Origin of the sequence: Bradyrhizobium sp. 613_E4_N2_2, assembly GCF_052075995.1 — a bacterium.
Lineage (GTDB): Bacteria > Pseudomonadota > Alphaproteobacteria > Rhizobiales > Xanthobacteraceae > Bradyrhizobium > Bradyrhizobium barranii.
Genome location: NZ_CP197234.1, coordinates 3,179,769 through 3,204,608 on the forward strand (window position 1 = coordinate 3,179,769; position 24,840 = coordinate 3,204,608).

Annotated in this window: 24 protein-coding genes and 1 riboswitch; of the genes, 10 read left to right on the plus strand and 14 right to left on the minus strand. The window is 62.9% G+C overall.

Going from position 1 to position 24,840, the window contains the following annotated elements; all coding sequences use genetic code 11:
• Positions 1 to 18: 18 nt before the first annotated feature.
• Entirely contained in the window at positions 19 to 261 is a 243-nt protein-coding gene (locus tag AB7290_RS14905) for a PilZ domain-containing protein (protein ID WP_071917354.1), read from the minus strand.
• 184 nt (positions 262 to 445) lie between these two features.
• On the opposite strand from AB7290_RS14905, the gene AB7290_RS14910 reads away from it, so the two are divergent.
• A complete protein-coding gene (locus AB7290_RS14910) occupies positions 446 to 739 on the plus strand; it encodes an HdeA family protein (RefSeq protein ID WP_014494092.1) in 294 nt (97 codons plus the stop codon).
• A 123-nt stretch (positions 740 to 862) separates the two neighbouring features.
• Here AB7290_RS14910 and AB7290_RS14915 read toward each other — a convergent pair whose 3' ends face one another.
• Positions 863 to 1,327, minus strand: a complete 465-nt coding sequence (locus tag AB7290_RS14915; protein ID WP_085404271.1) for a PaaI family thioesterase — start codon at positions 1,325 to 1,327, stop codon at positions 863 to 865.
• A 364-nt stretch (positions 1,328 to 1,691) separates the two neighbouring features.
• On the opposite strand from AB7290_RS14915, the gene AB7290_RS14920 reads away from it, so the two are divergent.
• Positions 1,692 to 1,988 (plus strand): hypothetical protein, encoded by a 297-nt coding sequence (locus AB7290_RS14920; protein ID WP_081369444.1) that lies wholly within the window; start codon positions 1,692 to 1,694, stop codon positions 1,986 to 1,988.
• Between the two features lie 103 nt (positions 1,989 to 2,091).
• Complete coding sequence (locus AB7290_RS14925) at positions 2,092 to 2,346, plus strand: hypothetical protein (RefSeq protein WP_085404272.1); 255 nt, start codon at positions 2,092 to 2,094, stop codon at positions 2,344 to 2,346.
• 3 nt (positions 2,347 to 2,349) lie between these two features.
• Here AB7290_RS14925 and AB7290_RS14930 read toward each other — a convergent pair whose 3' ends face one another.
• Positions 2,350 to 2,589, minus strand: a complete 240-nt coding sequence (locus AB7290_RS14930; protein WP_028152656.1) for a DUF6894 family protein — start codon at positions 2,587 to 2,589, stop codon at positions 2,350 to 2,352.
• A 147-nt stretch (positions 2,590 to 2,736) separates the two neighbouring features.
• Complete coding sequence (locus tag AB7290_RS14935; RefSeq protein WP_085404370.1) at positions 2,737 to 2,925, minus strand: hypothetical protein; 189 nt, start codon at positions 2,923 to 2,925, stop codon at positions 2,737 to 2,739.
• A gap of 453 nt (positions 2,926 to 3,378) precedes the next feature.
• On the opposite strand from AB7290_RS14935, the gene AB7290_RS14940 reads away from it, so the two are divergent.
• Positions 3,379 to 3,630, plus strand: coding sequence for a hypothetical protein (locus AB7290_RS14940; protein ID WP_148312138.1), 252 nt, complete (start codon positions 3,379 to 3,381; stop codon positions 3,628 to 3,630).
• Between the two features lie 93 nt (positions 3,631 to 3,723).
• Positions 3,724 to 3,963 (plus strand): DUF2798 domain-containing protein, encoded by a 240-nt coding sequence (locus AB7290_RS14945; RefSeq protein WP_085404273.1) that lies wholly within the window; start codon positions 3,724 to 3,726, stop codon positions 3,961 to 3,963.
• An 889-nt stretch (positions 3,964 to 4,852) separates the two neighbouring features.
• Here the strand turns inward: AB7290_RS14945 and AB7290_RS14950 are convergent.
• From AB7290_RS14950 to AB7290_RS14975, 6 genes are all read right to left on the minus strand, one after another.
• Positions 4,853 to 5,020, minus strand: coding sequence for a hypothetical protein (locus AB7290_RS14950; protein WP_094184405.1), 168 nt, complete (start codon positions 5,018 to 5,020; stop codon positions 4,853 to 4,855).
• A gap of 247 nt (positions 5,021 to 5,267) precedes the next feature.
• Positions 5,268 to 5,459 carry a hypothetical protein gene (locus tag AB7290_RS14955; protein ID WP_085404274.1) on the minus strand — a complete coding sequence of 64 codons (192 nt, stop codon included), beginning with the start codon at positions 5,457 to 5,459 and terminating at the stop codon, positions 5,268 to 5,270.
• Positions 5,460 to 5,705: 246 nt separating this feature from the next.
• On the minus strand, positions 5,706 to 6,143 hold the full coding sequence (locus AB7290_RS14960; protein ID WP_349642920.1) for a DUF6894 family protein: 438 nt from the start codon (positions 6,141 to 6,143) through the stop codon (positions 5,706 to 5,708).
• Between the two features lie 986 nt (positions 6,144 to 7,129).
• Positions 7,130 to 8,143, minus strand: a complete 1,014-nt coding sequence (locus AB7290_RS14965; RefSeq protein WP_085404276.1) for a glycosyltransferase family 2 protein — start codon at positions 8,141 to 8,143, stop codon at positions 7,130 to 7,132.
• A 1,632-nt stretch (positions 8,144 to 9,775) separates the two neighbouring features.
• Positions 9,776 to 10,018, minus strand: a complete 243-nt coding sequence (locus AB7290_RS14970) for a DUF6894 family protein (protein WP_085404277.1) — start codon at positions 10,016 to 10,018, stop codon at positions 9,776 to 9,778.
• Positions 10,019 to 11,668: 1,650 nt separating this feature from the next.
• Positions 11,669 to 11,866, minus strand: coding sequence for a hypothetical protein (locus AB7290_RS14975; protein ID WP_063982347.1), 198 nt, complete (start codon positions 11,864 to 11,866; stop codon positions 11,669 to 11,671).
• Between the two features lie 292 nt (positions 11,867 to 12,158).
• Here AB7290_RS14975 and AB7290_RS14980 point away from each other — a divergent pair, with 292 nt between their 5' ends.
• The 3 genes from AB7290_RS14980 to AB7290_RS14990 all read left to right on the plus strand — a co-directional run bounded on the left by AB7290_RS14980 (position 12,159) and on the right by AB7290_RS14990 (position 15,079).
• On the plus strand, positions 12,159 to 12,332 hold the full coding sequence (locus AB7290_RS14980; RefSeq protein ID WP_166091088.1) for a hypothetical protein: 174 nt from the start codon (positions 12,159 to 12,161) through the stop codon (positions 12,330 to 12,332).
• A gap of 631 nt (positions 12,333 to 12,963) precedes the next feature.
• Entirely contained in the window at positions 12,964 to 14,052 is a 1,089-nt protein-coding gene (gene recA / locus AB7290_RS14985) for a recombinase RecA (RefSeq protein ID WP_085404279.1), read from the plus strand.
• A 94-nt stretch (positions 14,053 to 14,146) separates the two neighbouring features.
• Entirely contained in the window at positions 14,147 to 15,079 is a 933-nt protein-coding gene (locus AB7290_RS14990) for a hypothetical protein (protein ID WP_245344238.1), read from the plus strand.
• Between the two features lie 208 nt (positions 15,080 to 15,287).
• Here AB7290_RS14990 and gcvP read toward each other — a convergent pair whose 3' ends face one another.
• The 3 genes from gcvP to gcvT form a co-directional block, all read right to left on the minus strand.
• Positions 15,288 to 18,155 (minus strand): aminomethyl-transferring glycine dehydrogenase, encoded by a 2,868-nt coding sequence (gene gcvP, locus AB7290_RS14995; RefSeq protein WP_085404371.1) that lies wholly within the window; start codon positions 18,153 to 18,155, stop codon positions 15,288 to 15,290.
• Positions 18,156 to 18,335: 180 nt separating this feature from the next.
• On the minus strand, positions 18,336 to 18,704 hold the full coding sequence (gcvH, locus tag AB7290_RS15000; protein ID WP_085404280.1) for a glycine cleavage system protein GcvH: 369 nt from the start codon (positions 18,702 to 18,704) through the stop codon (positions 18,336 to 18,338).
• A gap of 10 nt (positions 18,705 to 18,714) precedes the next feature.
• On the minus strand, positions 18,715 to 19,863 hold the full coding sequence (gene gcvT / locus AB7290_RS15005) for a glycine cleavage system aminomethyltransferase GcvT (protein WP_085404281.1): 1,149 nt from the start codon (positions 19,861 to 19,863) through the stop codon (positions 18,715 to 18,717).
• A 162-nt stretch (positions 19,864 to 20,025) separates the two neighbouring features.
• Positions 20,026 to 20,114: riboswitch (glycine riboswitch) on the minus strand.
• Between the two features lie 233 nt (positions 20,115 to 20,347).
• On the opposite strand from gcvT, the gene alaS reads away from it, so the two are divergent.
• Together alaS and AB7290_RS15015 are read left to right on the plus strand one after the other, a co-directional pair.
• A complete protein-coding gene (gene alaS / locus AB7290_RS15010; RefSeq protein WP_085404372.1) occupies positions 20,348 to 23,026 on the plus strand; it encodes an alanine--tRNA ligase in 2,679 nt (892 codons plus the stop codon).
• 6 nt (positions 23,027 to 23,032) lie between these two features.
• On the plus strand, positions 23,033 to 24,259 hold the full coding sequence (locus AB7290_RS15015) for a cyclic nucleotide-gated ion channel (protein ID WP_085404282.1): 1,227 nt from the start codon (positions 23,033 to 23,035) through the stop codon (positions 24,257 to 24,259).
• 4 nt (positions 24,260 to 24,263) lie between these two features.
• On the opposite strand, the gene AB7290_RS15020 is transcribed toward AB7290_RS15015, so the two are convergent.
• Positions 24,264 to 24,770 carry a DUF3455 domain-containing protein gene (locus tag AB7290_RS15020; protein ID WP_085404283.1) on the minus strand — a complete coding sequence of 169 codons (507 nt, stop codon included), beginning with the start codon at positions 24,768 to 24,770 and terminating at the stop codon, positions 24,264 to 24,266.
• Positions 24,771 to 24,840 lie beyond the last annotated feature (70 nt).

Genomic DNA, 24,840 nt, shown 5'->3' on the forward strand with positions numbered 1-24,840 from the left:
TTGTTCACATCGCGCACGCTATCGTACGAAAGCGAGGCCGATGCGCCTGTCATTGCGCCATACGGTGCGGCAATTCCGTACGAAATTGTCGCGCGCGATCGAGAGCGTGAATGATTTCGGCAATATGACGGGGGAATCGAGCTCGATCGCCGCGCCGCCTTCCGACATGTTTCGCACCGTGCACGCGATGCCGCTGCTTTCAAAGGTGATCGTTCCACCCTTGAAAACACGGTAACGCTGCGCTGCACGTTTCTCGATCATCGGCATTAATCCATAACGATGATTGTGAAGTAGTGCATAGAAATTACGTTGAAATAAACTCAATACTGACGCTACTTGCACAGCGCTTCAGACTTCGTTTACGACGTTGGAGCGGTGAGTCACTTCCCGCCGACTTCCCTCACAAGCCCTTCCTTTATGGCGTTACGCGCCGATGGAGATATTGATGAAGACCACGCTTTCGCTTCTGTTCGCCGCAGCGCTCTCGCTGTCATCGATGCCCGCCCACGCCGTCAAGTGGGACCTCTCGACCATGACCTGCAAGCAGTTCCTCGAGAGCGGCGAAGACAACATCGCGGTCGTGCTGACCTGGATGGACGGCTGGTACAAGGGCGACGAGGACAACGCGATCATCGACACCGAGGTGTTCATCGAGAACGCCAAGAAGTTCGGTGCTTATTGCGGAAAGAATCCGACCGTTAGCGTCGTCACCGCGGCTGACGAAATTCTCGGCAAGTAATTCCCGAAGCCGACCGAAGCGCGGACGCAACCGCGCTTCAGTCCCTCGCTTCGATGCGAAATTGATTGGAGAGCCGCGGAGCGCCTTGCGCGCTCACGCGGCTCTCTTCTTTTTGGATGATGCTCAGCCCGGCAGCATCGCGAACGCGCTCGACACCATCGCCACCTGTTTGTTGTCGGTGGCCGAGAGCAGCGTGACGCGGCCAAAACTCATGGTGCGTCCGAGCCGCACCACGCGCGCGTCGGCGAGCACATCCGAGGAGGAGACTGCGCGCATGAAATGCGTGGTCTGGTCGACCGTCGTCATCGGACGATAGCCGCGATTGGCGGCGAGGTTCGCGATCACCATCGCGGTATCGGCAAGCGCCATCAGCGCCTGGCCGCACACCACGCCGCCGTTGCGGCACAGCCGCTCCGAGAATGGCATGCGCAGGAGCGCGCCCGGCTGCCAGTCCGGCTCGTCCGGCGGCGGCAGGTGCTCGAGGCGCTCGACGGCGAGGTTGAGATCCTGGACCCAGGGCGCAAAGACCTCGCCGAGTATGCGTCTGGCCTCAGCGATGCCGAACTGGGCTTCTGGCTGCGATGGCATTGCTGTCGGTCCCCCCCTGTGTTGCCGGATGTTTCGGCCATTCTGCGCGCATCGGCGCGGCAAAGTCACCCGGTCTTCGGTCGGCTCTGTCGGCTTGAAAATGCCTGACTTGGCCCGATATGATACCGGGCTTGGGAGCGGGTGGGCGATGTTGCGTCGGTGTGTCCTCGTGTTTGGGTTGATAGCGCTGGGTCTCGTGCTGGACGGGTGCACCAGATGCGGCCCGATTTGGGACGACTGGCTGCAGGCGCCGAAATCGTGCAGATCGGACCGGCTCTAGCGCGCCATTCGGCCCTGGCGGGCCGTTGACAAGAACGACAAGGCGCGGTTGACCCGCCCTTCATGGATGATCAAGGAGTCAATGATGAAGCTTTTCCGTATGGCGGCGGTGCTGCTGGCCGTGCTGGCGGGACCGGCCTACGCGCAAATGCCCAATCTCAATTTGCTGCAGGAGGGTCCAGGCAAGACCCCCGAGGAAAAGGCCGCGGAAGCCGAGCGTGACAAGGCCTACAAGGAAACGCTGAAGAAGATTCCGGATTCCAAGGCGTCCAACGATCCCTGGGGCAACATGCGTTCCGACCCGCCGAAGCAGGCGGCTGCGCCGAAGGCATCGGCCGCAACCAGCGCGCCCAAGAAGAAGTCCGGCACGACCGCCAATTGACCTTGTCCCCGATCGGAGGCGGCTGATGCCTCCGGCCGGGACTCCTCTTTGGCCGGCCTGCTTCCTACATCTCCGAGAGCGTATTGCGTTGAGGAGGAACGGCATGGCCGATCGTCCGCGGGATCTCGCCGAGCGGATGGCGCGCCGGCGCAAGATGGGCGGCAAGCCGGGCGAGCGCGGCGGCGACGGCTTCTTGCGTGAGACTTTCACTCTGCCGCGCCCGGCGGCGCGGGCGAGGGCGGAGGCTTTCTTCGCCCGCTACCCCAAGGCCGGCTATATGAGCGCGGTCGAGACCTGGCGCGAACTGCCGGGCGGCGACATCGAATTCACCATGCGGCGGCTGCCCAGCGCCGACTAGACGTCAAGTCTCCTCGAAGGATTCGGCGATGATGCGGATCCGGAACACGGGCTCCTTGGCCTCGTCCAGCAGCTCCATGTGCCATTCGGAATTTTCGTTGAGCTTGCGCGCGAGGCCGGCGGCCATGTCGGCGCAGATGCTGGTCATCATCTTCCAGGCCGCATCGCGATCGGCAAATTCCGTCGCCTGGTCCGCGCAGCCGGAATAGCGGCCGTTCCGAATTCGAAAGAAGTAGAGCGGCATGGCTGGCACCGGTCACATGATGGTCCCGCCTCCCGGGCCATGGGCGCGCGCAGTGCAGTCCCAAACCAGGGACAGATCAATTCCGGGCCGCTACGGACGAGACCTCGCGGGGCGCGTATGCTGCTGAAACCGGCCCGGGTGGTCTATTCATGCGGTCTTGCGCCCGATCGCCTTCAGCTCCCGATCGATGCGCAACTGGACGCGCCGGATCGCCAACAGATCGATCTTCGTCTCGGTCTTGCCCGTCCTGGTCTCGTCACCGATGCGGAACTGCCACTGCCAGACCCCGGGAAGCGCCGTCTCGGCAACAGTGAACTCAACGCCCCTGTGATTCATGGTCATCTCCACGATTCACCCTCCATTCACCGTGAACATGTTGGGCGTCGCCCTATTCCTGCGACAAGCGAAATTTGGCGGTAAGCCTTGGATAATTCACGGTAATCTTTGGAACCGCGCGCGGTCCGAAACAAACGAAATTAGGTTCCGAAAACCGTGCACGGAATCCGGGCAAGGCATGGCAATTCACGCGGCCTTGCCGTGCCACGCCGAGGAACTTTGTTCATGGTCGGAGAACCCCGGAACGCGGGATCCGCGCATTTGACACATCGCTGCGAGCGAGGCGCGGTCCGGATTCCTTTCCGTATCGTGTGGAACCCAAAGCGGCGCGCGTTGCTACCGCCGCCATTCAAAGCGAACAGGTGTGGTCGATACTTTTCCACTTTTGCGTGTCATATATCTATGCTCTGCTTGTGAACGACGGTTCGAACGCGATGTCACGAAGGGGAAGGTGTGAGCTGGCTGAGACATCTTGTGCTGCGCTGGGGTGCACGGAATTTCTCGCTGACCTGTCCCCATTGCCGGCATCCCGCGTCCTCATCGAGCTTCAAGCGCGCGCGTTTCATGCTCGGTGACGAGAAGCTCGTCTGCGAAGAGTGCGGCGAGACCAGCGTCGTCACGTTCTGGCGTTTCGAAGGACTATCGTCGCGGCCCGATTGCACTGAAGCGAGGCGGCGCGCGCCGCTGTCCGATTCGCGGCACTGATCCGACGCCGGCGGTGTGCGTCGAAGTCCACTCCATGCGTGCTGCGGCATATGCCTTGCTTGGCCTCATGACGGCAAACAACATGGGCGCGTCATGCTCGGCATTCCCCGCCGCTACTCTCATTTCGTCTTCGGTGTCATCCAGTCCGGCCTGACCTCGCTGATCGCGGCGGGCATCGCCAGCTTTCCCGCTTCTGGCGCGACGGTCTTCCTCGCGCACTGGATGGTGTCGTGGCTGATCGCGTGGGCCGCGATGCTGCCGATCGTGCTGCTCGCGGCGCCTGCGATCCGCGCCTTCTCGCTGCGGCTGACGCAAGAGGAGAGGGCTCGGTGAGGCGGCCGGCAAGCATGAAAAAAAACCGCTTGGGGAGAGCCAAGCGGGTGAAAGGTTATTGGAGGCTGAGGTGCTGGGCTGCAACACCGTAGCCCGACGACCCTAGCCGGTTGAGCTTACGACAGCCTGACAGGGCCGGCAGATCGGCTTTCAACCTGCCGCGCCTCCGCGCCCGCAAACAGAAAACCCCGCTCGGGGCAGAGCGGGGTCCTCGACTGTGTATGGAGGCCCGGTGTTGGTCCACCGGGCAGAGCCAGACTAGGAGACCAGGCTTACGGGTGCCTGACGGCCGGCACCGAAATCCGCGTCGGGAGGCCGCAGACTGGCCCCGCACGCGTCCCAATTTGGCCACCCGATCGCACCACTGGAGCCACACCCCTCGGCGAGATTTCGTATCGTCGGCGACGCCATGGGGGAAACGTGGTGCGCCGGCAGCGGGGTGGCATCATGGATAACGTAGAGCGGTCATTCGCCGCCGCGACGGCGGCTGGCTTCGTCGTGCTGGTGATCGGCCTCGTGCTGCTGGCGCTGCTGTAAGGCGTACCGGCGGACGGCAGCCAAGGCCGGACCGGGCTAAAGCAGGCGCTTCGATCCTGGGTGGGCACCCAGGACGCCGCCGCGCCCTTTCAAAACATGGAAAACAACCCCATGCACAGTAGGGGGTCGGGCGATTTCGTTGTGCGATCAATGGCTTAGTTGTGGTATTTAGATACCTTAAATGCCACGCAATGGCTCCGGGGCGCACCCCGAGCGCAATGCCGGATCCTCGACATGAACAGGGGCTGGCTCTGCCGGCCCAATTCTGCGACGCGCATTCCCGACGGCCGGTACGACGGCTAGCCGCCCATCGCGGCGCAGCCTTGGTCAGATCGGAAGCCCGTCGGCAGGCTCAGTGGACCTTGATCTCACCCAGGGGAAGGCGGAGTTCGGCGGCGCGCTCTTCGCGGTCCTTCTTGCGAAACTCGTTTTCCTTCCGCTCGAATTTCACCATTTCCTCGTGCGCCGCCGCCAGGAGGTGATTGCGCCTGACAGCATTGGGGTGCGCGTCTTCCGTCATGTTCCTGGTCCCCGTCGTTGCGATCCGATCTCGAAGAAAGCCGGGCATCGCAGAAAGGTTCGATGCCGCAGGATTGCGGAATTATGACGGCGCACGGCGGCTGCGTCTTTGATGCGCGTCATCTTCAGTCGAAGGGTGACGAATGCGGAGGATCGGCAAAAATCAAAAAGGCCGCCAACCGAGGCGGCCTCTCATCATCTTTGAATCACTTGATCTTTGAATCGCTTGCCCGCTAGCGGCAGGGCTTCTAACGACAGGGCTTGCCAATCATCTGGGCATGCCGGCTGTGGCAGCCGTCGTGCAACTGAGACTTCCTCGTCACCTTTGCGCCGACCTTCGGGGCGCCCGATGCCGTCGCGGCATTCGATATCTGGGCTTGCGCCGGCACCGAACCGGCGAGGACAGACAGCGCCAGAGCGATCTTGAGGATTGCCTTCATCGTGCCTCCCGAGGTTGTTCGAACGGTACGCAAAGTAGCGCTACCGATGTGAGCGTTACATATTGTAGCGCTACATTCAAGTTCGATCAGAGGCATGACGACGAGCCGCCGTCCTTGCGGCGGACCGAGATGGGGCAAAGTGAGGTAGATCGCAGATGAGGCGGGGCGAGCGCTCCGCGGAATGGACCGATCAGGCGGCCTCGGTCCGTCGCGACGTGCACGCCCAATGTGGCGAGCCGTGGCGGCCTATTGCTTCGTTGTCGGCGGCTCGAAGATGAGGGCGGCTTGGAACACCCGCCCGGCGTCGGTGCGGACTTCGATCGCAACGTCTGTTCGATCCTCGTGTCCCGCCAAGTCGCGCGCAAGGCCGCTCAATGTCTGCGTCGCCTCGATCTCTGCTTCGCGCTGGGTTCGAAACTCCAGTCCCTCATCGTCGGCATAGAGGCCGGTGTCGTCTCGGATATCGAAAAAGTACCGGACCATGGCGCCGCCTCTCAGAGAGAGTATCGCCGCCAACCCCGCCTTGGGAGGACCGTTCCTAATTATTTCGGCGGCTGGAATCCGGGTACTGTCCCAATCCCCGGGCGTGGTTGGCGTCCCGTTGGCCGGCGAGAATGCCAGGACCGCCGCTTGCAGGTTGGGCAATCGTAGACCTGGACGCCGAGCGCCGTTGAACCAGGTCAATCATAGCTGTCTTTACGGACGGTCTCGATCCGCCTTGCGTCCGCCTACATCTGTGGCGGCGTGACCCTTGCTTCGTCTCTCGTCAGGGCGGCAAGCCTGTCCAATTGGCTAGCCACGCCAGTGAGGCTCCGGGCGATGTTCTTCAACAGGAAGGCCCTGTCCGCCGAAACCCCGGACGATTGAGAGAGGACCTTGTAATGATTTGCGAGTTCCTCGCATTTAGCAGCGTCGATCATAATTGAGCCCATCTATGAAACAGGTCAACAGCTCAACCCTAATACGGTTCCCACGCGGGGCGCTGACGACCCTTGGCGTTGCAATGCCTCGCATCCTACCACAGCTATTCGTCGTCAGGTTGTGTTCTGCGCCACAAATCGCGTCACTCCCGAAATCAAAGGCCACCACGCCAGGAAACAGGCTCGTCCCTGAAGACGGCCCCGGCCGGTGGGGCTTGATAGGGGTGAAGGCCGGGGCCGCTTGGGGATGCTTGGCCCTTGGCAAAGACCAAGCGAATCCGAGTTTAGTCGACCCTCACCGCGCCTCTGTTCGTTTCAGCACATAATTGCCAAATTTTCCTGCCCCGCATTCGCATGCGCAAATGCATCTCGAGGCCGGCACGGTTTCCTTATCGTCTTCGATTGGCAGACCACGGAGACGTGCGTATTGCCTGACCGGCACCCTCGCAGGGCAGATTTTTTCATTCGGATGGGTGGCATCGGTTGGATGATCTCCGACCGAGAGCGCAAGGGCCTGGCGATCATCGAAACAGCTGCGCCCGATGTCTTCGCGGGTGCACGGCAGTCAAGTCCGCCGTATTGCCAAAAATTCCCGCGACCGATGGGCCGCGGCATACTCCCGTCCGGCTTCCTCGGTGCGCTCCGGATCGGGAGACGGGAGCGGCTTTGGGAGGGACTGATTTTCGGTCACCTATCTCGGTGTCTCAAACGCAGCTGTGGCAACTCTGACACCGGGACTGCCGAATGAGCTCACAAGAAATCCGTGCAATGAGCGATCCCCGGTAAGGTTGCAATCGCACCCGGTGCGCGCGCCCAGGCTCGGATCGCCAAATTGGCCGCCTTCAAAACCGAGGGGCGCAAGATTTGAAGCGCATCGCGGATCGTTGCGCTCAGGGGCTGCTGACGGATCCGTGTGCGCAGCCGGGCAACCCGCAATGCACGCACCATCGTTTCAGGATCGGGAAGTCCGCGCTTATCCTCCAGAAGGCTCCAGGCGAGGTGCTTGAGTTCGATGGTCTCCTGGTCAATCTGAGGGAACGATCCCAATGCCGTGATGCTCGCGTGGTTGGTCGTGTCGTAGAACACAAGACCGTCGTCGATCGCCACCATGTCGCCCTGGCAGGCGAGATCGAGAAAGAACAGTTGGTCCACGCCCCAACTGATCGACTTGTAGTTTCGCATCAGGCAACCGGCCCGGATGACCTTGCCGTTGATCAGCAGGGTCGACGGGACAATCCCAAGCAATCGGGTCTTGCCCGCCAGATAGAGATCCGCCAGGCACTGCTGGCCCGAATACAGATAAACCTGGCGTCCTCGCCGGTACCTTATGCCGCTGTCCTGAACGAGATGAGATGTGGAGGTCATGAACGCAGCGGCGGGGTACGTCCTCGCCAATTCCGCAAAAGTCGCAAGCGATCCTGGCGTGAGCCAGTCGTCGTCGTGCAGCACTTTGATCCAGTCGCCGCGACATGCGAGCATCGCGTTGTTGGTATTCTCAACCTGGCCGCGGCCGCGGTGGTTCTCGATAACGCGAATGCGCGGGTCGCTCCGCGCGTGCTCGGACAGGATGCTCCAAGTCGCGCCTTCCGGACCTTCGTCGTCGCTGATCACCATTTCCCAGTCGGCGTGCTCCTGCTGCAGCACGCTTTGAATCGCACGGCGCACCATCTCCGGTCGGCGGAAGGTGGGTATTGCCACCGAAATGAATGGGCGGTGTTCCGAACTCTGGGAGCTATCGAACCGCTCGGCGTACAATTGATCCATTCATCGTACCTCGTTGATCGAAGCGGTCGTGGCTGGAAGTGGCAGACCCTTCTTCGGTTTGAGCCTGTTCGCAGAGCATCTTGAATCGAAGCGAGTGAACGAGGCGCGTGAATGCTAGGGAGACGATCTCGATGCGGTCATCGTCCATTCGCATGAACTTTGTTCCCGCAGGCCGCGACGTTTCGAAGCGGCCGCTTGTCCGCCTTGGTGAAAGAGTGTTCTGGTTCCCCTCGCTTTCTGTCGCCGCAGCAGCCGCGCCAACGCGGTGACGGATCAAGACGGGGGCGGCCAATCGAGCCGGCGTTGGTTCAGTTTCTTGCGGAGCTCTTGGAGGATTTCGCGAAGCTCTGCCGAGTTGCTTCTTTCCGAGAGGGAAGCGAGGCGCGAGCGTGATGGCGTTTTCAATCACCGGTAGATTGCCAAGGGCCGCTCGGTGACAGGTGGAGGGTGACTGCGTCCTGCCGCGACGTGCTGTCTCACCTCGCGACAATTGAACGACTTCAAATCCGGCCACGGCTCGTTTCAAAGGCTCGTTTCAAAATCGGACAGTGAGGTCGGAAACAGACCACGCCCAAACCCGGGTGCTGTCCCAATTGGGACACTCGGAACATCAAGTCAGGACAGGCTGCTTGTTGGGCTTCAGAAGCAAGAACGCCGTCCGCTTAAATGAAGCGCGGACGGCGGCTTTCCAGCCCCGGGAGGGAAATTGTAAAATCCCGATATCGTTTTGTCTGCACGTCCCGTGCCAAGGTTCATCGGGCCAGCCGCAGGAATTGGGAAAACCTTCATCCTCAAGCGTTGATGCCGCCAACGCGAATGACCACGCCGGGACAGAAACCGGATCTGTGCCGGCAACGCGATACCTCAGGCGCGTCTGCTTCTAGGCTGGCTTGGGCGGTTGAAGCCCCGGCGATCTCAGCCACTCGCTCATGTGCGAGCCGGTCTCAGCCTGTCTGGCTTTGCGGAGGAGGTCCTCTCGTTGAGGACCGTGAGGGAGGGCTTTAGCTTGTTCGCGGAGGCGTTTCGCTTCTCCGGCAAGTCGTTCTTCCAGTGACACGGTCTGCGTGAAACGACGGCGCTGCTTCATGACACAACCTCGTCTTTACGGGTCCTAACCGCAGGGTTTGAGTTCCAGCGAACTTAATATGCAGACGGGCCACCTTCAGTTCCAAAGTGAACTTTTCAAATCAAGCCACGGTGAATTTCAAACCAGGCCACCGCGCTCGGAAACAAGCCAGCACCAAATCCGGGTGCTGTCCTAATTAGGACAGCGGGGCTGTCAGATTGCGACATCAATAAAAACGCCGCCCGCTTAAATGTCGCGCGGGCGGCGGCTTTCCAGCCCCGGAGAGGTGGATGCAAAACCCCGGTGATGATGAGTGTGCACAACCTGTGCCAAGGTTTTATGTCACGTTGCGGGACGCCGCAGCGGGGATCGGGCCACCACCTACCGCGAACTTCTGAGAATCAGTATTGTCTCGAAGAAAGAACGTCGTGGGGGCAGTACTTGTTACGGGATTGCCGAAGGACTATTCGCCTGTCTAGCCAGATTACCGGCCTTTGACGCGAGCTTTCGGCTGATTGCGAAGACGACGTCTTCAAGTGAAAGAGGCCGCCACTGAGGCGGCGTTATCATTGCTTGCTGAAAATCCTGGAATTGAAAATGGCCGTGACTTCGAGAACACGGCCAGTTCTGTTACGAACTTCCACCGCGAAATGCTGGCCCGTTGAACCTTCCATGACCGCATCGCGGGCGGCATCGACAAGTGCGCCGAGCGCCATATCGTGTGCCGCCTCGGCGTCCAGCAGTTCGACGCCATCTTTGTCCTGCGAGAAGATGCCATCCGACCTGAGGTCGAAAAAATACTGAGCCATGATGCTCAGCTTACTTCGGTGCCTGCAAACCCGAGGAATTGACCCACTCTTCGAGGTGACATGCAGTGTCAGCCTGACGGGCTTTCCTCAGCATATCATCCTTCAGAACGCCTGGCGAAAGCTCTGCCGCCCGGGTACGGATATCGTCAGCGAAGACCCGCAGCCTGTCCTGAAGAGATACGGATTGTCTGATGCGTTGCCGTCTTTGCAAGGCGCTGCTCCCTGTTCGAGGGGGCGGGAGCGCTGTGATGGAGCGTTCTCGTCACCGATGGTAGCCACGATCCGGGCGGTGATGGTGAAAGTGTGCGCTCGGATCAGGGGATTAGCGAGTCCTCAATTTGTCCCGCCATTCGGAACTTTTACGAATTAGGACACTGACGAATTCAACTTGGGACACAACGGCTCAAATGCGGACAGCACGCTCCGCCGCAACTAAGCGCCATGTTATTGAGCTGGGCGTGTCGCCAAAGCAGAAAGAACGGGCGCGGCATGGATCCGGCGGCCAGCATCTTCAAGATGATCTATCGGGATCAACCAGTCGGTACGGAGGGGCTTCCTTGGCGGAAGGAAGACTTCACGAAACGAAAGAGGCCGCCAACCGAGGCGGCCTCACGAGACCCGGCCCATCGCCAACGCGCGCATTGTACGATGGACCGTTCCGGGTGGATGGCGCGAGAGTGTCGCGCCACAGACCGGAATCTCAATCCCTTGGTTCGAGTCGTTCCCGTCAGGCCGCCTACTGAGGCGGCCTTGCTTCATCCGCCTACAAAGCGGGTTTGCGTGACCGGAAATACGAAGCCGATTCCGGTCACGGCGAGGAAGGTGCAAAAATACCGGATGCGATACATGCCGAACCAACCCGGGCGTGCCGCCATGGTTCAGGAGGTCGGCGAGCTCTCCGCCCATCTGGTGGTCTAGGCCGAGGTTGGACGGAGAGCCGCGCGCCGGACCCCCGTCGCATGACAATGCTAGGAACGTGCCATGACAGTCGTGTGAAACTGTCGGCGCCGCTCAGTGGAGATCAGGCCACAAATGAAATGAAAACGCCGCCCGCTTGAAATGAAGCGCAGGCGGCGGCGTTCCAGCCCCGAGAGGGATTAGCAAAATCCCGGATATTGATCAGTCCGAATGGATGACGAGAAGGTTCAACGGCACAACGCGACCAAGCTCAAATGGATGCGTGGCGGCGCTGCGTCGAACTGGGCATTGAAATCCCCCAGGCCAATAGATACGGGCAGGAGACGAGATCGTTTCACACGCGCAGAGGCGGATTAGGGCACTTCTTTTCCGTGGTTCTATGAATGGCGAGCTTGCGCGTTTTTCCCGGAGGGATTGTCGGCTGACAGCGTGGCTGACTTGGAAGGCTACATCGAAATCCTTTTGCGAAAGCTTCGCCGGGAAGCTGGCAAAGAAGCCGCCAACTGAGGCGGCCTTAACCGGTCTTCCGTTCGAGCATCGCCATTTCAACTTGGTCGGCCAGGACTGTGAGATGACTTGCGAGGCGGTCGAATAGTTCGCGCTTAGCGGCGTCGGTCGCGGATGAGAGCGCACTCCGCCGCGTCCTTCCGCAGCTTCTCAAGTTGAACCAGATGATCTTGCATGGCCCGCTGGCCCGCTGTTTCGAGAACCAGCGGAGTCAACGCGACGGGCTTACTTCGGCGGCTGCAAGCCGGATGATTTCAACCATTCCTCAATGCGGGCGGCGACATCGGATTCGTGGGCCTTCTTCAAAAGAGCCTCTTGCTCTGGGGCCGCCTGCAATTGTTCTGCCTTTTCTCGCGCTAGTCTGGCTTCCTTGATGAGCCGCTCTCCAAGCACTCTATCCGGTTTGAATCGGAAGCGCTTCATGACTTCCTCCTGTCACAAAGTTCGCTCTGCTTAAAACTTTCAAGGGGCACAGAAGTTCTACGGAACTCTACACCTCATGTTCGCTTAGCGGAACACATTCGTTTGCGGTCCGTTCTTCAAATCCAAATCGGGCCACCGCGAAAATCAAACTAGGCCACCGCGCTCGGAAACCAGGCCAGCATCCGGGTACTGCCGAAATAGGCCACTCGGGATTGCAAAGTAGGCCACTGGTAGGAACTAAGGGATTGCCCGCCCTGTTGCATGTTGTTCCTCCCTCTAAAGGAACAGCCTTATGGCCGACGACAACAATAAAAATCCAAATGAGAAGCAGCCCGGCGAGAATCCGGACGGCAAGTACCATTTCAATCCTGGGAACATGGCCGGGAAGAAGCCCGGGGATCCGGAGCAGACTGCCGAAAACCGTGGCGAGCAGCCGCACGAGGACAAAGAAAAACCCGCCGGTTAGATGCCGGCCACTCGCAGATGCGAAGTAGGGCCACTATAGGACCGCACCGGACGGCGGCTTTATGGCCGGCCACTCACCGAAGAAAAATGGGAATGGATTGTTTATCCCAGGATCGGGCAAGGAGATCGCTTCGCAGGAATGGCTCCCACTAGAGCGGCCTCAAAGGGAGCGCGGGCCTACATCGATGAGAAGCTGGATGGAAAAGAGGCCGCCAACTGAGGCGGCCTCAAATCATCAGGATCAGCCAGACGATTAGGCCAGCGTTCACGGTGCCTACGGTGACAATACCTGTCTGAATAAGTCGCTCGGTCATGGTGTCACCCCCCGATTGAGAGGGAACCCTGCGCTCAATCGGAACGAGCGTCTATGCAGATTGTGCCAGACCCGGGAAATTTCGGTAATATATGACGGCGTGTTCCGCCCGTGAATACACCTTATGGTTGGCCCAGAACAAAACAGGCCACGTGTCATTTCAAACCAGGGCAATGTCGCCGGAAACAGGCCAGTACCAAAATCCGCGAAAGAACATATTGCGAACTTGGAACAAATAGGGTACATTACTTTTATCGCCGGCCCGCCCCGCCAATCGTTTGTCCCTCTAGCGAATCCTCGCCATAAGGAGCACGACCCAATGTCCAACACTGCCCTGCGTATCGTCGAAGGATCTTCCATGGACAAGAGTAAAGCTCTGGCCGCCGCGCTCTCCCAGATCGAGCGCCAGTTCGGCAAGGGCTCGGTGATGAAGCTCGGCAAGAACGACCGGTCGATGGATGTCGAGGCGGTGTCCTCGGGTTCCCTCGGGCTCGACATTGCGCTCGGGATCGGTGGTCTGCCGAAGGGGCGCGTCGTGGAAATCTACGGGCCGGAATCCTCGGGCAAGACCACGCTGGCGCTGCACACGGTGGCGGAAGCGCAGAAGAAGGGCGGAATCTGCGCCTTCATCGACGCCGAGCACGCGCTCGACCCGGTCTATGCGCGCAAGCTGGGCGTCAACATCGACGAGCTCCTGATTTCGCAGCCGGACACGGGCGAGCAGGCGCTGGAAATCTGCGACACGCTGGTGCGCTCGGGTGCGGTAGACGTGCTGGTGGTCGATTCGGTCGCGGCTCTGGTGCCGAAGGCCGAGCTCGAGGGCGAGATGGGCGACGCGCTGCCGGGTCTCCAGGCCCGTCTGATGAGCCAGGCGCTGCGCAAGCTGACGGCCTCCATCAACAAATCCAACACCATGGTGATCTTCATCAACCAGATCCGCATGAAGATCGGTGTGATGTACGGCTCGCCGGAAACCACGACCGGCGGCAACGCGCTGAAATTCTATGCCTCCGTCCGTCTCGACATCCGCCGCATCGGCGCGATCAAGGAGCGGGACGAAGTGGTTGGCAACACGACGCGCGTCAAGGTGGTGAAGAACAAGCTGGCGCCGCCCTTCAAGCAGGTCGAATTCGACATCATGTACGGCGAGGGCGTCTCCAAGATGGGCGAGATCCTCGATCTCGGCGTCAAGGCCGGCATCGTCGAAAAGTCCGGCGCCTGGTTCTCCTATGACAGCCAGCGCCTCGGCCAGGGCCGCGAGAACTCGAAAGCGTTTTTGAAAGCCAACCCCGACATCACCGCCAAGATCGAGACCTCGATCCGCCAGAACTCCGGCCTGATCGCCGAGCAGATTCTCGCCGGTGCACCGGAGCGTGACGCCGACGGCGAGGAGCCGGCGGACGAGTAAGGCCTAACGCGAAGAACTTTCGCGAGGAGCGGGCGCTGAGGACGTTGAGTTGCCGACGTCGTCAGTGCCCGTTTCGTTTTGTGGGGCGTTCGCGATGAAACGCGTGATCCTGACCAGTTCGTCCGGCGTCGGTCTTGCCCATGCGGATCGCGCCGACATGGTCGTGCCGTTCATCTTTCGCTTCGTTTCGGGGCCACTGCCTACCTCGCATCACCTCGAGCAATACCTGACGGGAGGCTATGTCAGAGGCGATCCGGAGGTGCGTTGGTCCGATCTTGTTGGCCGGTTGCCTCAGACCGGTCTCGCGCACAAAGAGACAGGCCTGATTTGGTTTTGCGAGACCTATGGCGTCGATCTCATCGAGCTGTGGTTCGACCCTGAGCCCAATAGTCAGTTGCAACTGATCTGGATCCTCGATTATTTGCGGTCCCATCCATCGATCACCGATCGTCTGAGATTGCGACGTGTCAATTTCGATCTGCGCGGAGCGGACGGCACAGAGCTTCGCGATCGTATGGTGCGGGAATTGGAGGTCGCGGACTGCGACTTCGAGATCGCCAACATGGCCTGGGAAGCCTACCGGGCGCCAACGCCGGAGCTCTGTTTCGGATTGCTCGGCAGGGATTTCCCCAGGCTGCCCTTCCTGAAGCCTGCGATGGAACAATTGCTGGCAGAACTGCCATCACCAATCACCGGACTAGGTACGACGGAAGCGCGGCTTCTCGACCTGATTGCGCGGGGGCACAACCGTACCAAGGAGCTGTTTCAACCGGACGGTCCGCTGCAAACGCGCGTGTTCGATCAATGGGAATTGGGCCCGCTGCTCGAAGGGCTTGGGTCCGGCCCAATGCCGGTGATCACGGGTCTCGATCCGAAACTCGCGACGCTGGCCCCGCGCGAGGCCGCAACGCCGCCTTTCGCCGAAGCCGGCTATCGCTCACCGAATTTGGGGAAGCGGTCCTTGAAGGCCGGGAGGATTTCCGCCGTCAAACCCCGATCAGACGCTGGTGGGGCGGAACGCTTCTGACCAACGAACGGCTGTGGCGTTGGGACCGACAGAACCGTTCGCTCGTTGCACCCTTGATACGCGTTCGGGGACGTAGGGTGGGCAAAGGCGCGCAAGCGCCGTGCCCACCATATTCCAACGCGCATAAAGGTGGTGGGCACGCTTCCGCCTTCGCTCTTCGAGCTACGGCGGACAAGTCGCTTTGCCCACCCTACGAAGCTACGATCCCTTACTCCGCCGCTTCCGCGTAATCGCTCACCGGCGGGCACGAGCACACCAGGTTGCGGTCGCCATAGACGTTGTCGACGCGACCGACCGGGCACCAGTATTTGTCGGTGCGCGAGACGCCGTCGGGAAAGCAGCCCTCGGCGCGGGTGTAGGCGCGATTCCAATCGTCGTCCGCGATGTCGTGCACGGTGTGCGGGGCGTGACGCAAAGGCGAAGCCTCGATCTTGAAGCGGCCGGCCTCGACCTCGGCGATCTCCTTCCGGATCGCGATCATGGCGTCGCAGAACCGGTCCAGCTCCGCCTTCGATTCCGACTCGGTCGGCTCGATCATCAGCGTCCCCGGCACCGGAAAACTCATGGTCGGGGCATGGAAGCCGTAATCGATCAGGCGTTTTGCGATGTCGTCCACGGTGACGCCCGACGTCGTCTTCAGCGCGCGCGGGTCGACGATGCACTCATGTGCGACGCGGCCCTTCGCGTTCTTGTAGAGCACCGGGAAGTGCGCATCGAGGCGCGCGGCAATGTAGTTGGCGTTGAGGATCGCGATCTCGGTGGCGCGCTTCAGGCCGTCACCGCCCATCATCAGAATGTAGATGTAGGAGATGGTCAGGATCGACGCCGAGCCGAACGGCGCGGCCGAGACCGGGCCGACCGGTGCTTCGGCTTGCGTCGCCGGATGACCGGGCAGGAACGGCGCGAGATGCGCCTTCACGCCGATCGGGCCCATACCGGGGCCGCCGCCGCCATGCGGGATGCAGAAAGTCTTGTGCAGGTTGAGATGGCTGACGTCGGCGCCGTAATCGCCGGGCCGCGACAGGCCGACCTGCGCGTTGAGGTTGGCGCCGTCCAGATAGACCTGGCCGCCATGGCCGTGCACGATGTCGCAGATCTCGCGGATGTGCTCCTCGAACACGCCATGTGTCGAGGGATAGGTGATCATGACCGCGGCGAGATCGGCCGAATGCTTCTCGGCCTTGGCGCGGAGATCGTTGACGTCGACGTCGCCGTTCTTTTCGCAGGCGACCACCACCACGTCCATGCCGACCATCGCGGCCGAAGCCGGGTTGGTGCCGTGGGCGGAGGAGGGGATCAGGCAGATTTTTCGGTGCGTCTCGCCGCGCGCGGCATGATAGCCGCGGATCGCGAGCAGCCCGGCATACTCTCCTTGCGCGCCCGAATTCGGCTGCAGCGAGATCGCGTCATAGCCGGTGATATCGCACAGCCATTTTTCCAGCCGCGCGAACAGTGCGTGGTAACCCTTGGCCTGCTCGCGCGGGGCGAACGGGTGCAGGCTGCCGAACTCCGGCCAGGTCAGCGGCATCATCTCGGTCGTCGCGTTCAGCTTCATCGTGCAGGAGCCGAGCGGGATCATGGCGCGGTCGAGCGCGAGGTCGCGATCGCTGAGCTTGCGCATGTAGCGCAGCATCTCGGTTTCCGAGCGATGCGCGTGGAACACGGGATGGGTGAGGAAGGCGGTGGTGCGCTTGAGCGACTCCGGCAGCGCCTCGCGCGTGGTGGCGTCGATCTCGGCATAGGTGAGCGTGCCGCCGAATGCGCGCCAGACCGCTTCGACGGTTGCCGGCGTTGTGGTCTCGTCGAGCGCGATGCGCAACGCCGTCTCACCGACGCTCAGGTTGATCTTCTCGGCAGCCGCGCGCGCGACGATCTCGGCGCGCTTGGCACCGGCGTCCACGCTGAGCGTGTCGAAGAAGCTATCCGACTGCGGCGCAAAGCCGAGCTTGCGCAAGCCCGCTGCGAGCACGGCGGCGCGGCGATGCACGTTGCGCGCGATCTGCGAGAGACCCTCGGGGCCGTGATAGACCGCGTACATCGAGGCGATCACGGCGAGCAGCACCTGCGCGGTGCAGATGTTGGAGGTCGCCTTCTCGCGGCGGATGTGCTGCTCGCGGGTCTGCAGCGCGAGGCGATAGGCCGGCATCCCGCGCGAGTCCACGGAGAGGCCGACGATGCGGCCGGGCAGCGAGCGCTTCAGTGCATCGCGCACCGCCATATAGGCCGCGTGCGGCCCGCCATAACCCATCGGCACACCGAAGCGCTGCGCCGAGCCGATCGCGATGTCGGCGCCCAACTCGCCGGGCGAGGCGAGCAGCGTCAGTGCCAAGAGATCGGCGGCAACGATCGCGAGCGCGCCCTTGGCCTTCAACGTCGCGATCGCGGGCCTGAGGTCGCGCACGGCGCCCGAGGAGCCCGGATATTGCAGCAGCGCGCCGACCACGTCGGCCTTGTCGAGATCGGCGAGGGGATCACCGACGATCAGGGTCCAGCCCAGCGGCTCGGCGCGGGTGCGCATCACCGCCAGCGTCTGCGGATGCACGTCCTTGTCGACGAAGAAGGCTTTTGCTTCGACCCGCGAGTGGCGCTCGGCGAGCGCCATGGCTTCGGCCGCGGCGGTCGCCTCGTCGAGCAGCGAGGCGTTGGCGACGTCGAGCCCGGTGAGGTCGCAGATCATGGTCTGGAAGTTGAGCAGCGCCTCCAGCCGGCCCTGGCTGATCTCGGGCTGGTAGGGCGTGTAGGCCGTGTACCAGGCCGGGTTCTCCAAAATGTTGCGCTGGATCACCGCGGGCAAAACCGTGCCGGAATAGCCCTGGCCGATCAGCGAGGTGAAGACCTGGTTCTCTCGCGCGAGCTCGGCCATGTGCGCGATCGCCTCGGTCTCGCTCAAGGGCTTGCCGAGGTCGAGCGGGGCGGTCTGCCGGATCGAGGCCGGCAGCGTCTCCGCCATCAGGGCGTCCACGCTCTTGGCGCCGACGGCCTCCAGCATTGCGGTGACGTCGCGCGCCGACGGGCCGATGTGGCGGCGAACGAAGGTGGCGGCGGTGTCGCCATTGGATTTGCGGTGCGCGGTCATCATGGGTCCTCGCTTTAGATTTCGCTGTCGCCGTCATGCCCCGCGAAGGCGGGGCATCCAGTAAACGCAGGCGTCACGGCTTGAGCCGAGAAGCCGCGGCGTACTGGATCACCCGCCCCAGTGCGCAGTGCGCACAAGGCGGGTGATGACACCGAATATGAGGTCAGAGTTCGCTTCATCTCACGCCGTATGTGCCTTGTAGGCGGCCTCATCCATGAGGCCGCCGAGCTCGCTCTTGTCGGCAATTCTGATCTTGAAGAACCACGCCTTGCCTTGCGCGTCCGAGTTCACCAGCGCCGGCTCGGCGGCGAGCGCGTCGTTGGTCTCGAGCACTTCGCCCGTAACAGGCGCGTAGACGTCGGAGGCGGCCTTCACCGACTCCACGACGGCGGCGGCTTCGGCCTTCTTCAGCGCACGGCCGGCTTTGGGCAGCTCGACGAACACGACGTCGCCGAGCTGGGACTGCGCGTAGTCGGTGATGCCGACGGTGGCGACGTCGCCGTCGATGGCCAGCCATTCGTGGTCGGAGGTGTACAGCGTCGTGGTCATTGTCTTGTCCTCAGCGTTTGTAGGTGTTTTTCACGAAAGGCATGGCGGCGACCGTGAGCGGCAGCCGCTGGCCGCGCACCTCGGCGAACAGTTTTGTATCGAGCGCGCTCGATGCCGTGGGCACGTAGCCCATCGCGACCGGCGCATTCAGGCTCGGGCCGAAGCCGCCCGAGGTGACCTTTCCGATCGGCTCGCCGCCGGCGTCATCCGCAAACAGCAGCGCGCCCTCGCGCACCGGCGCGCGGCCTTCCGTACGCAGGCCGACGCGGCGGCGGCTTGCGCCGTTATCGAAATGAGCGAGGATCGCATCAGTGCCGGGAAAGCCGCCGGTGCGCGCGCCGCCGCTGCGGCGACTCTTCTGCACCGACCATTCCAGCGCGGCCTCGACCGGCGTGGTGGCGGTGTCGATGTCGTGGCCGTAGAGGCAGAGCCCGGCTTCCAGCCGCAGGCTGTCGCGGGCCCCTAAGCCGATCGGCATCACATCGGGATTGTCCAGCAGCGTTTTGGCGAGGCGCTCGGCATCGGCCGCGGGGACCGAAATCTCGAACCCGTCCTCGCCGGTGTAGCCGGAGCGCGAGACGAAGCAGTCGAGGCCGGCGACCTTGTGCGGGCCGGCATCCATGAACTTCATGGCGGGCGCCTCTGCACACAATTTCGCCAGCACCGCTTCCGCCTTCGGGCCCTGCAGCGCGATCAGGGCGCGGTCTTGAAGCGAATCGATGATGCAGTCGTCCGAGAGATGCGCGCGCAGATGCGCCTCGTCCGCTTCCTTGCAGGCGGCGTTGACGACCAGGAACAGGTGATCGCCGAAATTGGCGACCATCAGATCGTCGAGAATGCCGCCGTCCGGATTGGTGAACTGGGCATAGCGCTGCCGTCCCGGGGCGATCGCCACGATATCCTGCGGCACCAGCCGTTCCAGCGCGCGGGCGGCGTCCTCGACCTTGCCCGACTTCGGCCGGAGCGCGAGCTGGCCCATATGGGAGACGTCGAACAGGCCGGCGGAGGAACGGGTATGGAGGTGCTCTTTCAGGACGCCCGCGGGGTACTGAACGGGCATGTCATAGCCCGCGAACGGCACCATCTTGCCGCCGAGGGAGACATGAAGCCCGTGAAGGGGCGTACGTTTGAGGGAATCTTGGTCGTGGCGCGCAAGCATTACGGGGCCCTCGGCGGTTCCCCGGGGACGATTCCCCGATGGACACCAGTCGAAGCCCCATCTGTCGCTGTGCCTGAGAGTATTATCCCGTCGGCGGACGCAGTCCGGGCCAACCCTTATGAAAAGGTATTTGCCCGTCGGCGCCTCTTTCCAGATGTCGTCAAAGCCACGCGGTCCTTTTGCCTGAGAGTTTCCGGGGCGGTTGCTCCTTCGGCGCCGGCACCAAAGCCGGTCTCTCCCGACGTGGCCGTACGATACAGATGGGTACAGACCACAGGCCGGCCAAGCCTGTCAACGCGCACCTGGCGGCTTTCAACGGGATTGCAAACGGGATTGCGCGCCTGCGGCAACTCACTGATCTCCTTGCACAGTTTCTGGACAGCGCAGCTGGCCTTGTCTAAAAGCGCTTTGACCCGCAGATATCAGCCCAAATGCCCGGTTTGGATGGCGTATCGCGGGTCCAAGCACACCCGATTGGATGAACATGAGCGGCGTCAACGAGATCAGGTCGACCTTTCTGAACTTCTTTGCCGAGAACGGCCACGAGATCGTGTCGTCCTCGCCATTGGTGCCGCGCAACGATCCCACGCTGATGTTCACCAATGCCGGCATGGTGCAGTTCAAGAACGTCTTCACCGGCGTCGAGAAGCGGCCCTATCAGCGCGCCACCACGTCGCAGAAATGCGTGCGCGCCGGCGGCAAGCACAACGACCTCGACAATGTCGGCTACACCGCGCGCCATCTCACCTTCTTCGAGATGCTCGGCAATTTCTCGTTCGGCGACTATTTCAAGGAGCGCGCGATCGAGCTGGCCTGGACCCTGATCACGCGGGAGTTCGGGCTCAAGAAGGACAAGCTGCTCGTCACCGTCTACCACACCGACGACGAGGCGGCCGGGCTGTGGAAGAAGATCGCGGGCTTCTCCGACGACCGCATCATCCGCATCCCGACCTCGGACAATTTCTGGGCGATGGGCGACACCGGGCCGTGCGGCCCGTGCTCGGAGATCTTCATCGACCGCGGCGACCACATCTGGGGCGGACCTCCGGGCTCGCCGGAAGAGGATGGCGATCGCTTCCTCGAATTCTGGAATCTCGTGTTCATGCAATACGAGCAGGTGACGAAGGAGGAGCGCGTGGATCTGCCGCGTCCCTCGATCGACACCGGCATGGGGCTGGAGCGCATGGCCAGCATCATGCAGGGCGTCGACAGCGTGTTCGAGACCGATCTGTTCCGCCATCTGATCGATGCGACGTCGTCGGCGCTCGGCGCCGGGCCGAACGAGCAGACCGTGGCCTCGTTCCGCGTCATTGCCGACCATTTGCGTTCCTCGGCCTTCCTGGTCGCGGATGGCGTGCTGCCCTCCAACGAGGGCCGCGGCTATGTGCTGCGCCGGATCATGCGCCGCGCGATGCGCCATGCGCAGCTGCTGGGTGCCAAAGAGCCGCTGATGCATCGCCTGGTCTGGGCGCTGGTCCGCGAGATGGGCCAGGCCTATCCCGACCTGATGCGCGCGGAGAATCTGATCGAGGAAACGCTGCGGCTGGAAGAGACCCGCTTCCGCAAGACGCTGGTGCGCGGCCTTGCCATCCTCGACGAGAAGAGCGCGTCCCTGAAGAAGGGCGACATGTTTGACGGCGACGTCGCCTTCACGCTGTACGACACCTACGGTTTCCCGCTCGACCTGACCCAGGACGCACTGAAATCGCGCGGCATCGGCGTCGACCAGGCCTCCTTCACCGACGCGATGGAGCGCCAGAAGGCCAAGGCGCGCGAGTCCTGGAAGGGTTCGGGCGAGGCGGCTTCCGAAGCGATCTGGTTCCCGCTGCGCGAGAAGCTCGGGGCCACCGAATTCCTCGGCTATGAGACCGAGAGTGCCGAAGGCGTGGTCTCCGCGCTGGTGAAGGACGGCCAGGAAACCGCGAGCCTCAAGGCCGGCGAGACCGGCGCGATCGTGCTCAACCAGACGCCGTTCTACGCGGAATCAGGCGGTCAGGTCGGCGACACCGGCGTGCTCAGCGGCGAGGGCGGCATCAAGTTCCGCGTCACCGACACGCAGAAGAAGCTCGGCGATCTCTTCGTTCACGTCGGCACCGTGGAGAGCGGCGAGCTGAAGCTCGGCACCGCGCTGCAGCTCGAGGTCGATCACGGCAGGCGTTCCTCGATCCGCGCGCACCATTCGGCAACGCATCTCATCCACGAGGCGCTGCGCCAGGTGCTCGGCGACCACATCGCCCAGCGCGGCTCGATGGTCGCGCCGGATCGTTTGCGTTTCGACTTCGTGCATCCGAAGCCGATCACGGCGGAAGAGCTTGCCCGCGTCGAGGACATCGCCAACGACGTGGTGCTGGAGAACGACGAAGTCACGACACGCGTGATGGGAGTCGATGAAGCGCGCGAGGCCGGCGCGCGCGCGCTGTTCGGCGAAAAGTATGGCGACGAGGTCCGCGTCGTCTCGATGGGCCGGACCGCGCGGGAGCGCGGCACCAACGCGCTCGGCTGGTCCGTCGAGCTCTGCGGCGGCACCCATGTGAAGCGCACCGGCGACATCGGCCTGATCACGCTGACCGGCGAGAGCGCGGTCGCCTCCGGCGTGCGCCGCATCGAGGCGCTGACCGGCAACTACGCGCGCAGGCACGCCAACGAGACCATGGCGCTGGCGAAGACCGCGGCCAACGAGCTGCGCACCTCGATCGACGACGTCCCGGCGCGCATCACAGCCCTGATGGAGGAGCGCAAGAAGCTCGAGCGCGAGCTCTCCGACGCCCGCAAGAAGCTCGCGATGGGCGGCGGTACATCCGTCGGGAACGGCGCAGCCGCAGGCGTGCGCGAGGTCGGCGACGTCAAGCTGATGGCGCGCGCGGTCGAGGGCATCGAGATGAAGGATCTCAAGAGCCTTGCGGACGACGGCAAGAAGCAGATCGGCTCCGGCGTGGTCGCCATCGTCGGCGTCACCGAGGACGGCAAGGCCGGGATCGTGGTCGGCGTCACCGCCGATCTCACCGCGCGCTTCAATGCCGTGAACCTGGTGCGCGTCGCCTCCGAGGCGCTCGGCGGCAAGGGCGGCGGCGGCCGGCCCGACATGGCGCAGGCTGGCGGTCCCGATGGCGCCAAGGCGCCCGAGGCGCTCGCGGCGATCGAAAAAGCGATGGCAGGCGCGTAAACGGCCATGCGCCTCGTTCCGCGAGGACGTGGCTCGGCCGATCCCAACCTAAGGGATCGCCTGTACGAATTGCTGGAGCACGATCCGCTCGCCTACTCGATCGGGTCGCGCTTCATCCAGGTGATCATCAGCGTCATCGTGCTCGACGTGGTCGCGATGATCCTCGCCTCGGTGCCGGAGCTCGACGCGCGGTTCGACACGCTGTTCAGCGCGGTCGCCGTCCTCGCCGTCATCGTGTTCGCGCTCGAATATCTGGCGCGGCTGTGGACCGTGGCGGGGCACACCCAGCGCAACGGCTCCGCGCTGTCCGACCGGCTCTCTTATGCCTTCTCCGCGCTCGGTATCATCGACCTCATGGCGTTCCTGCCGGCCGCGATCGTGCTGGCCACCGGCCGGCACGCGACGCTGGCTGGGCTCGGCGTGCTGCCGTTCTTCAAGCTGATCCGTTATTCGCCGGCGATGCGCTCGCTGCTCGCGGCCATCCATGCCGAGCGGCGTGCGCTGATCGGCTGCATCGTCATCCTGATCGGCGTGGTACTGACCTTCGCCTCGCTGCTCTACGCCATCGAGCGTGATGTGCAGCCCAGCAAGCTCGGCACCATTCCGGACGCGATGTGGTGGGCAATCGTGACGCTCGGCACCGTCGGCTATGGCGACGTCGTGCCGGTGACGCCGCTCGGCAAATTCGTCTCGGTGTTTGCGATCATCTCAGGTTTTGCCATGATCGCGCTGCCGGTCGCGATCATCTCGACCGCCTTTGCCGAGGAGGTGAGGCGGCGCGACTTCGTGGTGACCTGGGGCATGCTGGCGCGGGTGCCGTTGTTCTCGCATCTTTCGGCCGCGGAGATCGCCGACATCATGCGGCTGCTCCGCGCCCGCACCATCGAGCAGGGCGAGATATTGGTGCGCCGTGGCGATACCGCCTCGTCGATGTATTTCATCACTGCCGGCGAGGTCGAGATCACGCTGCCGAGCCAGCAGGTGCGGCTCGCCGACGGCACGTTCTTTGGCGAGATCGCGCTGCTGCACAAGACCAAACGCAGCGGTACGGTGACGGCGACGCGCAAGACGCGGCTGCTCGTGCTCGACGCCCAGGATTTTCACGCGCTGATCGAGCGCATGCCGACGCTCGCCGCCCACGTCCACCAGACCGCGAAGGCACGGCTCGAGGAGACCGGCGATCTTGCGGCGGCAGAATTGGCGCAGGCGGAGCGCGACGACACCGCCTCCTAAGCGGTCAGCCCTTCTTCAGGAAAATGTAGTCGGCCGAGTAGGGCGCGCTTTTGAATTCGCCGGCCTTGTCGCAAGAACCCTCGAGCTTGCCGCCGTGGGTGTTGATGCGCTGGACGGTGGTGACGGGCGTCAGCACGCCGCTGCCGCGGCGGGAGGCGACCTCCAGCTTGAGCCAGGGGATATCGGCGGCGGTTGCGCCCGGCGCGTTGCCGATGGCCTTGCCGGCCACGGCGCTGCCGTCGGCGAGTTCCCAGTTCGGGCCGGCATAGTGGCGGCCGACGGTCTTGCCCTCGGCGAGCAGCGTCGCCACCGGCTCGCGGAAGGCCCAGGCAAGCTTGCCGTCGGCGGCTGCCTTGCAGTCATAGACCTGCGCGCCTTCGGCATGGACGCTGAGCACGACGGTCTCGCCGGGGGCGGCGATGGCGTCGGGGAGCGGCTCCGCGGCGGCGGCCGGCCCGGCCAGGGCGGCCAGCAGCATCAGGCAGGGGACAGCGAACTTGACGATGGACATGGGTGGCCTCCGCGCAACGGTGTCAAAATGAATGGGCCGCGCCCAAGCGCGGCCCATAATGATGTCTAAC

Coding starts and splice junctions, on each gene's coding strand:
- alaS (WP_085404372.1), top strand. CDS start 20,348: ATGAGCGGCGTCAACGAGATCAGGTCGACCTTTCTGAACTTCTTTGCC.
- AB7290_RS14955 (WP_085404274.1), bottom strand. CDS start 5,459: ATGAAGGCAATCCTCAAGATCGCTCTGGCGCTGTCTGTCCTCGCCGGT.
- AB7290_RS14975 (WP_063982347.1), bottom strand. CDS start 11,866: ATGAAGCGCTTCCGATTCAAACCGGATAGAGTGCTTGGAGAGCGGCTC.
- gcvP (WP_085404371.1), bottom strand. CDS start 18,155: ATGACCGCGCACCGCAAATCCAATGGCGACACCGCCGCCACCTTCGTT.
- AB7290_RS14930 (WP_028152656.1), bottom strand. CDS start 2,589: ATGCCGCTCTACTTCTTTCGAATTCGGAACGGCCGCTATTCCGGCTGC.
- AB7290_RS14910 (WP_014494092.1), top strand. CDS start 446: ATGAAGACCACGCTTTCGCTTCTGTTCGCCGCAGCGCTCTCGCTGTCA.
- AB7290_RS15015 (WP_085404282.1), top strand. CDS start 23,033: ATGCGCCTCGTTCCGCGAGGACGTGGCTCGGCCGATCCCAACCTAAGG.
- AB7290_RS14920 (WP_081369444.1), top strand. CDS start 1,692: ATGAAGCTTTTCCGTATGGCGGCGGTGCTGCTGGCCGTGCTGGCGGGA.
- AB7290_RS15020 (WP_085404283.1), bottom strand. CDS start 24,770: ATGTCCATCGTCAAGTTCGCTGTCCCCTGCCTGATGCTGCTGGCCGCC.
- AB7290_RS14905 (WP_071917354.1), bottom strand. CDS start 261: ATGATCGAGAAACGTGCAGCGCAGCGTTACCGTGTTTTCAAGGGTGGA.
- AB7290_RS14950 (WP_094184405.1), bottom strand. CDS start 5,020: ATGACGGAAGACGCGCACCCCAATGCTGTCAGGCGCAATCACCTCCTG.
- AB7290_RS14945 (WP_085404273.1), top strand. CDS start 3,724: ATGCTCGGCATTCCCCGCCGCTACTCTCATTTCGTCTTCGGTGTCATC.
- AB7290_RS14990 (WP_245344238.1), top strand. CDS start 14,147: ATGAAACGCGTGATCCTGACCAGTTCGTCCGGCGTCGGTCTTGCCCAT.
- recA (WP_085404279.1), top strand. CDS start 12,964: ATGTCCAACACTGCCCTGCGTATCGTCGAAGGATCTTCCATGGACAAG.
- gcvT (WP_085404281.1), bottom strand. CDS start 19,863: ATGCTTGCGCGCCACGACCAAGATTCCCTCAAACGTACGCCCCTTCAC.
- AB7290_RS14935 (WP_085404370.1), bottom strand. CDS start 2,925: ATGAATCACAGGGGCGTTGAGTTCACTGTTGCCGAGACGGCGCTTCCC.
- gcvH (WP_085404280.1), bottom strand. CDS start 18,704: ATGACCACGACGCTGTACACCTCCGACCACGAATGGCTGGCCATCGAC.
- AB7290_RS14915 (WP_085404271.1), bottom strand. CDS start 1,327: ATGCCATCGCAGCCAGAAGCCCAGTTCGGCATCGCTGAGGCCAGACGC.
- AB7290_RS14970 (WP_085404277.1), bottom strand. CDS start 10,018: ATGGCTCAGTATTTTTTCGACCTCAGGTCGGATGGCATCTTCTCGCAG.
- AB7290_RS14925 (WP_085404272.1), top strand. CDS start 2,092: ATGGCCGATCGTCCGCGGGATCTCGCCGAGCGGATGGCGCGCCGGCGC.
- AB7290_RS14980 (WP_166091088.1), top strand. CDS start 12,159: ATGGCCGACGACAACAATAAAAATCCAAATGAGAAGCAGCCCGGCGAG.
- AB7290_RS14965 (WP_085404276.1), bottom strand. CDS start 8,143: ATGGATCAATTGTACGCCGAGCGGTTCGATAGCTCCCAGAGTTCGGAA.